Raw genomic sequence first — 4,997 nt, 5'->3', positions numbered from 1 at the left:
GGATTCTTGCCGCCGAACTGGTAACCGGTGTCTATCATGCCCATCGCATAGAGCGCGACCTCGTTGCCTTTTTCGCTGACCGGTTGCGGTTCATACAGAATTGCCTGCGCGCCTTGCCGTTTCACTGGTGTGGACGTGCCGCAGGCTGCGAGGACTGATGCGGCAAGCAGCGCGAGAAAAATTCCGCGCAAACTGCTTGCCTTGGATTTGGTTCGCATCAGCATTAGTCTGCTCAACGCTTCAATTGCGTCAGGACATCGGACAGCATCGCGATCATTTGATCGATCTCTTCTATCGTCACGTTCAGTGCCGGCATAAAGCGCAGCAGGTTGGCGCGTGGCGAGTTCAGCAGCAAGCCGACCGGACCCATGTCGCGTGCCATTTCAACGATCTGCGGGCCGATGTCGGAACCCAGTTTCAACGCGCGCAGCAAACCGTCGCCGCGTTCGCCTTCAAGTCCGTGCTGCTCGGTGAGCTTCAGCAAGGCTTTGCTCAGATATTCGCCTTTGTCCTTGACCGATTGCATGAAGCCGGGTGCCAGCAAGGCCTGGGCAACGGCAATACCGACCGCCGTCATCAACGGATTGCCGTTGTAGGTGCCGCCCTGATCGCCTGGTTCAAAGCAGGCGATTTCTTCGCGACACAGCATCGCGGCCAGCGGTACGCCGCCGCCTATGCCTTTGCCCAGCGTCATGATGTCCGGTTCGATGCTGGACAACTGATAGGCAAACAACTCACCGCAGCGACCCATGCCGGTTTGTACTTCATCGACGATCAGCAATATGCCGTGTTCCTTGGTCAGTGCGCGCAAGCCCTGCATGAATTCGCGCGAGGCCGGCAGTACGCCGCCTTCGCCTTGCACCGGTTCCAGCATCACTGCCACGGTTTTGTCGGTAATGAGTTTCTTGACGCTGTCGAGATCGTTCAGGTCTGCCTTGAAGAAACCCGGCACTTGCGGTGCATAGATCGTGTCCCAGCCGGCTTTGCCGCTGGCCGACATGGTGGCCAGGGTGCGACCGTGGAAGCTGTGATCGAAGGTGATGATTTCGTAGCGATTTTCGCCGGCGGCATTCTTGTTGAGCTTGCCCCATTTGCGCGCGAGTTTGATCGCGCTCTCGTTGGCTTCCGCGCCGCTATTGGCGAAGAAGACGCGATCGAAGCAGGAGTTCCCGGTCAACAAGGCAGCCAGTGCGATCGATGGTTCGTTGTAAAACGCCGGCGATGGATTGATCAGTTTTTTCGACTGGGCTGCGAGCGCATCCTGTATGCATTGCGGCGAATGGCCGAGGCAGTTGACGGCCCAGCCTTGCAGATAGTCGAGATAGCGTTTGCCGTTATGGTCGGTCAGCCACATGCCGTCGCCTTCGGTAAAAACCAGTTCCGGACGGTTGGTGATATAGAGCAGGGCGTTGACTGGGTACTGGCTGAATTCCATTTCGGCTACTCCTGAGTGCAAATAATGTAAAAGATGTCTGGTACAAAAATACGAAAAAAAAGCCACAGGATTTGCCTGTGGCTAGTTGAGCGCGAATTTAAAAACTACACGCTTACACGCACGGCAATCCCTGCTGAGGCAGCGGGGGTGCGACGTCGCAAGAGTGAGGTGTTCATCTTCATGTGAAGAATATTAAGTCGTTTTGCGCAGTGCGTCAAAACGTTTTTCCCGCTGTGGCGCGTCGTCTCCGATGTTTTATTCCATGGCCAGATCGGCTTCCGAAGTAAAGGCATCGGCGTAAAACTCTTCTTCAGGCAAACGGCAGCTTGCACCGAAATCCGTCCGTGCTGCATCGACCATCGCCGGTGCACCGCAGGCATAGACCTGATAATTCGACAGGTCGGGCAGATCGTTCATCACTGCCTGATGTACAAAACCGGTTCGCCCATGCCAGCGATCGTCCTGAGTGGCGTTCGATATGACAGGGATATAGCTGAAGTTCGGTACGGTGCGTGCCCACTCTTCGCACAGCGCATGCATGTACAGATCTTTCGGGCGGCGGCCGCCCCAGTACAGCATTATCGGACGCTGGCTCTTGATATGCACGGCTTGTTCGACGATGGCCTTGATCGGCGCGAAGCCGGTGCCTGATGCCAGCAACACCATCGGCTTATCCGAGTCTTCACGCAGGAAGAAGGTTCCCAGCGGGCCCTCGAAGCGCAGAATGTCGCGCTCCTTCATCGTGGTGAATACCTGATCGGTGAATAAGCCGCCCGGCATATGACGTATGTGCAACGTGACGTGTTCGCCCACGTGTGGCGCATTGGCCAGGCTGTAGCTGCGCCGCTTGCCATCCTTGAGCATGAACTCGATATATTGGCCGGCGCGGTATTGCAGTTTTTCGCTGGCGGGCAATTGCAGGGCAATCGTCATCACGTCATCGCCGACGCGTTCCAGTCTGGCAATACGCGACGGTAGTTTCTTGATGGGGAATTCGCCTGTGCCGAGCACTTCGCGCGCTTCAATCACGACATCGCTGTGCGGCCGTGCGCAACAGAATAGCGAAAATCCTTTCTCCTCATCAGCAGGCGGCAACGCTCTTGCCTGATGGGCGCCATGCGTGACGTCGCCGGACAAGACCATGCCCCTGCAACTGCCGCAGGCGCCGTTTTTGCAGCCGTAAGGCAGGCCGACGCCAGCGCGAATCGCCGCGCTCAAAATGGTTTCATCTGCCTCGCAGCTGAATTGCCGACCACTCGGCTGAACGGTTACTTGGAACGTCATACAATCCTGTTAATGAAAATTAAAACAACAAACAAAAATCTTTCCGGCAAATTCGGCAAGCCGCGTTTGCTCATCCTGGGGTGTGGCGATGTAGGCATGCGCCTGTTGCCGCTGTTGCGCGCGCGTTTCCGCATTTTTGCGGTGACTACACAGGCCTCACGACAGGAAGAGTTGCGTGCTGCAGGCGCAATTCCGATTATTGCGAATCTGGATCAGCCGGCTACGCTGGCGCGTCTGGCAAGGCTGGCGCAAAACATCATTCATCTTGCCCCACCGCAATCGGATGGCAGCCTTGATCGCCGTACCCGCAATCTGACCTCCATTTTACCCGACCATGCGACGCTGGTTTATGTCAGCACGTCTGGCGTGTACGGCGATTGCGGCGGCGCATGGATAGATGAGACGCGCACTGTGCAGCCACGTAACCTGCGGGCAACACGGCGGGTCGATGCCGAACAGGTTTTGCGCAACTGGGCACGGCGTTCTCAATCGCGTCTGGGTATTTTGCGCGTGCCGGGTATTTACGCCGCCGATCGCCTGCCGCTGGAACGTTTGCAAAAGGGTTTGCCGGCGCTGGTGGCGGATGAGGATGTCTACACCAATCATATCCATGCCGATGACCTGGCGCAGGCGATTGCGCTGGCGCTGTTTCGCGCCCAGCCTGGCCGGGTGTATCACGCAGTTGATGATAGCGAAATGAAGATGGGTGCCTACTTCGATGCCGTGGCCGATGCCTTTGCGCTGGAACGGCCGCCGCGCCTGACGCGCGAAAAATTGCAGCATGCAGTGTCGCCGATGATGCTCTCCTTCATGGCGGAATCGCGTCGCATGAGCAATCAGCGCATGAAAGCGGAATTGGGCATACGGCTCAGGCATCCCACAGTGGCACATGCACTGAAACAAGTTGCCGACTTGTCATTGAAATAATAAATATAAAGAATTCGTTAAGAAAAAATAACGCTTTCCGTCATTTTCATGACAAAAATCCTGCGTATGGTATCGCGCAGCGATATTCAAATATTTTCATCCCGCCCCAAGCCGTAATCGTTTCATTTTTTCCTTAAATATCTTACTTTACCTATATGAATAACGGTTTTTACTGGGTTTGACTCCCAGTAAAAAGATGGTTATATATCTGTTTTTATATAAATTTAATTAAAATAGTTCGGTTTTTACGTATAAAAATAACGCTAAATTCGATTTTTCACTCTGTTAGAATTTCGTTAAAGTCTCAGCATTGCCGAAAAGCAGTTGATCCATAGAATTTAAAGGGGACTGAAATGTAGGACTGTTGGGCTGGTTGTTCATAAAAAAGTATTTTCAAGCATGAAACAAATGGCAATGGCCGCTTCATTCAGACCTGAGCGATAGGCAATTGGCATTAGCAGAAAGAAATAAGCAGCGCATTTGATTTGACCGCAAAGAGACGGCGATCCAATCAAATACATTTGGCGCGACGTGCACCGTCGGTCATTAACCAACTATTCGAGATAAACATGGAATTCCTACAAGTATTTACCACGCCGGAAGCATGGATAGCACTGGCAACGCTGGCGATGCTGGAGATTGTGCTGGGCATCGATAACATCATTTTCATTACTGTTCTGGTAGATCGCCTGCCGAAGCATCAGCAGCAAAAGGGCCGCATCATCGGTCTGGGCCTGGCGATGTTCACACGTATCCTGCTGTTGCTGAGCCTGTCGTGGATGATGGGTCTGGTCGAGCCGATCTTCAGCCTTGGCGATATGGGTTTCTCGGGGCGTGACTTGATTCTGTTCTTCGGTGGCCTGTTCCTGCTGTACAAGGCATCGGCGGAAATCAAGGAATTGATGGCTGGCGGTGAAGAAGAGCATGAAGAAGCTGTGGGCAAGAAATCCAGCTTCATGATGACTTTGGCGCAAATCGCCGTGATTGATATCGTGTTCTCGCTGGATTCGGTCATTACCGCAGTGGGCATGGTCAAGGAAGTGGAAATCATGATTATTGCCATCGTGATCGCAGTCGGCGTGATGATGTTTGCGGCAAAAGCGATTGGCGACTTTGTCACCGCGTTCCCAAGCATCAAGATGCTGGCACTCTGTTTCCTGGTGATCGTCGGTGCGGTACTTGTCGCTGAGAGCTTCGAGATCCATATTCCGAAAGGCTACATCTACGGCGCAATGGGCTTCTCGCTGATCGTTGAACTGTTCAACATCCGTATGCGCAAAAATCATCACATGGAAGCATGCGATTTGCCTGAAGTTGGTGGTCGCAACGTAACGGCATAAGCGGGATGTGA

General features: G+C 53.8%; 4 protein-coding genes and 1 pseudogene. 2 read left to right on the top strand and 3 right to left on the bottom strand.

Going from position 1 to position 4,997, the window contains the following annotated elements; translation table 11 throughout:
- The 3 genes and pseudogenes from ABWP27_RS12205 to ABWP27_RS12195 form a co-directional block, all read right to left on the bottom strand.
- A pseudogene (locus tag ABWP27_RS12205) lies at positions 1-218 on the bottom strand (C40 family peptidase); the annotation flags it as partial.
- Between the two features lie 14 nt (positions 219-232).
- Complete coding sequence (locus ABWP27_RS12200; protein WP_353157214.1) at positions 233-1,435, bottom strand: acetylornithine transaminase; 1,203 nt, start codon at positions 1,433-1,435, stop codon at positions 233-235.
- Between the two features lie 255 nt (positions 1,436-1,690).
- A complete protein-coding gene (locus ABWP27_RS12195) occupies positions 1,691-2,719 on the bottom strand; it encodes a CDP-6-deoxy-delta-3,4-glucoseen reductase (RefSeq protein ID WP_353157212.1) in 1,029 nt (342 codons plus the stop codon).
- 12 nt (positions 2,720-2,731) lie between these two features.
- Between ABWP27_RS12195 and ABWP27_RS12190 the strand changes: the two genes are divergently transcribed.
- The gene (locus ABWP27_RS12190) at positions 2,732-3,646 is read left to right on the top strand and encodes an SDR family oxidoreductase (RefSeq protein WP_353157209.1); all 915 of its coding nucleotides are present in this window, start codon (positions 2,732-2,734) and stop codon (positions 3,644-3,646) included.
- Between the two features lie 569 nt (positions 3,647-4,215).
- Entirely contained in the window at positions 4,216-4,986 is a 771-nt protein-coding gene (locus ABWP27_RS12185) for a TerC family protein (protein WP_353157207.1), read from the top strand.
- Positions 4,987-4,997 lie beyond the last annotated feature (11 nt).

It is taken from the genome of Herminiimonas fonticola (assembly GCF_040395855.1).
GTDB classification, from domain to species: domain Bacteria; phylum Pseudomonadota; class Gammaproteobacteria; order Burkholderiales; family Burkholderiaceae_D; genus Oxalicibacterium; species Oxalicibacterium fonticola_A.
The sequence above is the reverse complement of the archived record's forward strand: the minus strand, read 5'-3'. Positions and strand labels throughout refer to the sequence as shown.

Coding starts and splice junctions, on each gene's coding strand:
- ABWP27_RS12200 (WP_353157214.1), bottom strand. CDS start 1,435: ATGGAATTCAGCCAGTACCCAGTCAACGCCCTGCTCTATATCACCAAC.
- ABWP27_RS12195 (WP_353157212.1), bottom strand. CDS start 2,719: ATGACGTTCCAAGTAACCGTTCAGCCGAGTGGTCGGCAATTCAGCTGC.
- ABWP27_RS12190 (WP_353157209.1), top strand. CDS start 2,732: ATGAAAATTAAAACAACAAACAAAAATCTTTCCGGCAAATTCGGCAAG.
- ABWP27_RS12185 (WP_353157207.1), top strand. CDS start 4,216: ATGGAATTCCTACAAGTATTTACCACGCCGGAAGCATGGATAGCACTG.